This window comes from Parvibaculum sp. (assembly GCF_049672805.1).
In the GTDB taxonomy this organism is placed as follows: Bacteria; Pseudomonadota; Alphaproteobacteria; order Parvibaculales; family Parvibaculaceae; genus Parvibaculum.
On record NZ_JBATWS010000378.1, the window covers coordinates 1 to 4,202 of the forward strand.

The following is a 4,202-nucleotide window of genomic DNA, read 5'->3' on the forward strand; positions in this document are numbered from 1 at the left end:
GGTCACGCTCGCCCTTCTGGTTCAGCGCTTTGCGCAACCGTCCGACATGCACATCCACCGTGCGAGCTTCCACATAGACATCCGACCCCCAGACAGCATCGAGAAGCTGCTCGCGGCTGAAGACGCGGCCCGGATGCTGGATCAGATGATCGAGCAGGCGATACTCGGTAGGGCCAAGATGCACTTCCCGCTCGCCACGACGCACGCGATGCGCGGCGCGGTCGATCACGATGTCGCCAAAGGTTACGAGGTCATCTGTCAGCGCGGGGCGGATGCGGCGCATGACCGCGCGGATGCGGGCGAGCAGCTCCGTCATGGAGAAGGGCTTCGTCACATAATCATCCGCACCCGTATCAAGGCCGCGGATGCGATCCGCTTCCTCGCCGCGCGCGGTGATCATGATGATCGGCACGTTCCGCGTTTCAGGACGCCCGCGCAGACGGCGGCAAAGCTCGATACCGGAAATACTCGGCAGCATCCAGTCAAGCAGTATGAGGTCGGGCGTCACTTCCCGGGCGAGAAGAGATGCTTCTTCGCCATCGCCCGCGGCGACGACGGTGTAGCCTTCCTTGTCGAGATTATATTGAAGCAACGTTGAGAGCGCGTCTTCGTCCTCGACGATCATGACGGTCGGTTTCATGCCGCGTTCCTCAGCCTTCCCTCTTCACAGCCGTAGTGCTGGTCGTGTCGCTTTTCGGGCGTGTGTCGTTCACCCATTCACCAGTGACGAGGTAGCTCACAGTCTCCGCAATATTCGTTGCGTGGTCACCGATGCGTTCGATGTTCTTTGCCACGAACAGAAGATGGGTGGAGATGCCGATGGTGCGCGGGTCTTCCATCATATAAGTCAGCAATTCGCGGAAGACGGAATTGTACATGGCATCGATTTCTTCATCTTCGCGCCACACTTCCATCGCCACACTTGCTTCACGGTTTGAATAGGCGTCCAGCACATGCTTGAGCTGCGTCTGGGCGAGATGTCCCATCCGCGAAATGCCCTGTATGAGCCGGGTCGAGCCGTCAAAATCCTTCAGCACGATGGCGCGCTTGGCGATGTTCTTTGCGAGATCGCCGATGCGCTCAAGATCGGTTGAAATCTTGATCGCGGAAATGGCTTCGCGAAGATCGGTTGCCACAGGCTGACGCAGCGCGATGAGGCGCACCGCGTGTTCTTCGATCTCCCTTTCCATCTGGTCAACGCGCTTGTCTTCCTGAACGGTGCGCTCGGCAAGCTCGCCATCCCGGCGCGCTACCGCTTCAATGGCGGCTGCAAGCTGCGCTTCCGTCAGCCCGCCCATCTGGGCAATGCGTGCAGCGAGCCCGTCAAGCTCCTCCTGGAATGATCTCACAATATGCTGTGTCACAGCCTGTTCTCCTGTTCGTTCAACCGAAGCGGCCGGTGATGTAGTCCTGCGTGCGCTTGTCACGCGGATTGGTGAAGATGCGTTCCGTCTCGCCTTCCTCGACAAGCTTGCCAAGATGGAAGAAAGCCGTGCGCTGCGAGACACGCGCTGCCTGCTGCATCGAATGTGTCACGATGACGATGGTGTAATCGCGCCGCAGCTCGTCCATCAGCTCTTCGATTTTCGCCGTCGCGATGGGATCAAGCGCCGAGCAGGGCTCGTCCATCAGGATCACTTCCGGTTTCACGGCAATGGCGCGCGCAATGCAGAGCCGCTGCTGCTGCCCCCCTGAAAGACCAGTACCGGGTTCGCGCAGGCGATCCTTTACCTCGTTCCAGAGGCTCGCCTTCTGCAAAGCCGTCTCCACGATCTCATCGAGGTCGGAGCGGCGCGTGGCGAAGCCGTGAATGCGCGGTCCATAGGCAATGTTGTCATAGATCGACTTCGGAAACGGGTTCGGCTTCTGGAACACCATGCCGACACGGGCGCGAAGCTCCACCACGTCGATATGGGGGGAGTAAACATCCTCCCCATCCAGCGTGATCTTCCCCTCCACCCGGCAGGAAGGGATCACATCATTCATGCGGTTGAGGCAGCGCAGGAAAGTGGATTTGCCACAACCGGACGGGCCGATCAGCGCCGTTATCTGACGTGCGCCCACATTGAGGTTCACATCGAAAAGGGCCTGCTTGGCGCCATAGAAGACGCGCACATTCTCGCCCGCGATCTTCACCTGCCCCTCTGCTGGCAGGTGTGCGGTCAGGGCCGGTGCTCCGGCAAGCGCTGTCGCTCCTTCTTGCAAGGCAATATCTACCATTTTCTCTCAAACCTCCTGCGCAGGATTACGGCAGTCGCATTCATGACAATAAGAAAACCGAGAAGGATGATCGTGGCACCTGCCGTACGCTCGACAAAGCCGCGCTCGGCAGCGGTCGCCCACATATAGATTTGCACAGGCAGCGCCGTCGAAGGCTCAAGCGGCGTGGTCGGGTAATCCACCACGAAAGCAACGAGGCCGATCATCAGAAGCGGTGCTGTTTCCCCAAGCGCCTGCACAAGACCGATGATCGTACCCGTCATGATGCCCGGCATGGCAAGCGGCAGGACGTGATGGAAAACAGTCTGCATCCTCGATGCGCCAACACCGAGCGCCGCCTCGCGGATCGAAGGTGGCACGGCGCGAATTGCTGCCCGCGTTGCGATGATGATGGTGGGCAACGTCATCAATGTCAGCACAAGGCCGCCGACCAGCGCGGCGGAGCGCGGCAGGCCGAAGAAGTTGATAAAGACGGCGAGGCCGAGCAGGCCGAACACAATCGATGGCACGGCTGCCAGATTGTTGATGTTCACTTCGATGAGATCGGTCAGGCGGTTCTTCGGCGCAAATTCTTCCAGGTAAAGTGCGGCTGCCACGCCGAGCGGCACGGCAAGCACAACCACCGTCAACATCATGAAGAAGGAGCCGATCAGCGCGACGCCGACACCGGCTGTTTCGGGCTGGCTCGATGCACCGTTGACGAAAAGGCCGGTATTGAAGCGTTTCTTGAGGCCACCATCGGCAGCGAGTTGGTCGATCCAGCCGACTTGCCTGTCATTCAACTGGCGACGGGCTTCCGGTGTTGCACGGTCGATTGACCCTTTCATCAGGGAATCGACATTACCGCTTGCGAGAAGCCAGACAGACGCTGTCTGGCCAATGATCGCAGCATCATCGAGTACCATATCGCGAAGCTGCACGACGACACCGCGCGAAAGAAGCGCATTCATGTCGCGCGCGGCGGTGCGATCATCCGCATCAATGCCGAGGCGCGCCGCGAGCGCCTCGCGGGCGAGACGCTGATAGTTCGCGGTGCGAAGCTGCATGTCAGCCCGCGCGCCGGAAGGATCGATCACCTGCTCATCGAAATGGATGTCGAGGCGGATGCTCGTCTGAAGGAAGGCAGACCAGCCATTGCCGATGATCGAGGTGAACAGGAAGGCGAGAAAACCCAGCGCGCTCAGAATTGCCAGAACACCATAGAGGCGGAACCGCCTTTCTGCCGCATAGCGCTTCTTCGTCCGCGCCTTTCGCGCAGCATGATGAGCTGCGATGGACGTATCGTCGCTCATTCGTATTGTTCCCTGTATTTGCGCACGACATAAAGCGCGAAGACGTTAAGGCCGAGCGTGATGACGAAAAGCGTCAGGCCAAGCGCGAAGGCAACCAGCGTCTGCGGGCTGTTGAACTCCAGATCGCCTGTGAGCTGGCTCACGATCTTCACGGTGATGGTGGTGACAGGCTCACCCGGGTTGAGCGTGATATTGGCGGCGATGCCTGCGGCAAGCACCACGATCATCGTCTCGCCAATGGCGCGGGACGCGGCGAGAAGCACGGCACCCACCACACCGGGAAGGGCTGCCGGCATGACAACTTGTTTGATGGTTTCCGATTGCGTGGCCCCAAGCCCGTAAGACCCTTCGCGCAGGGACTGCGGCACGGCGGTGATGATGTCATCTGAAAGCGATGACACGAAGGGGATGATCATGATGCCCATGACGATACCGGCGGTGAGCACGCTCGACGCCGAAATCTCGTAATTCACGAGAATACCGAGCTGATGCAGCAGCGGGCCGAAAGTCACCAGCGCAAAGAAGCCATATACGATGGTCGGGATGCCCGCGAGGATTTCGAGCAGCGGCTTCACCACCGCACGCACGCGGCTGCTTGCATATTCCGCCATGTAGATTGCAGCAAAGAGGCCGATGGGAACGGCAACGAGAAGTGCCACAAAGGAAATGTAAAGCGTACCCCAGAGAAGC

5 protein-coding genes are annotated in these 4,202 nt (G+C 59.6%); all 5 read right to left on the bottom strand.

All coding sequences use genetic code 11. The features are described 5' to 3' along the window. Positions 1-640 (bottom strand): phosphate regulon transcriptional regulator PhoB (phoB, locus tag WBF74_RS11710; RefSeq protein ID WP_424439932.1); only part of this gene is annotated, 640 nt, incomplete at its 3' end. 10 nt (positions 641-650) lie between these two features. Next, entirely contained in the window at positions 651-1,364 is a 714-nt protein-coding gene (phoU, locus tag WBF74_RS11715) for a phosphate signaling complex protein PhoU (RefSeq protein ID WP_424439935.1), read from the bottom strand. A gap of 19 nt (positions 1,365-1,383) precedes the next feature. Continuing rightward, on the bottom strand, positions 1,384-2,220 hold the full coding sequence (gene pstB, locus WBF74_RS11720; RefSeq protein WP_424439938.1) for a phosphate ABC transporter ATP-binding protein PstB: 837 nt from the start codon (positions 2,218-2,220) through the stop codon (positions 1,384-1,386). Further along, positions 2,214-3,512 carry a phosphate ABC transporter permease PstA gene (gene pstA, locus WBF74_RS11725; RefSeq protein ID WP_424439941.1) on the bottom strand — a complete coding sequence of 433 codons (1,299 nt, stop codon included), beginning with the start codon at positions 3,510-3,512 and terminating at the stop codon, positions 2,214-2,216. Before pstA ends, pstB begins: the two co-directional genes overlap by 7 nt. Then, the coding region (gene pstC, locus WBF74_RS11730; RefSeq protein ID WP_424439944.1) for a phosphate ABC transporter permease subunit PstC at positions 3,509-4,202 on the bottom strand (694 nt) is incomplete at its 5' end. The genes pstC and pstA, both read right to left, overlap by 4 nt.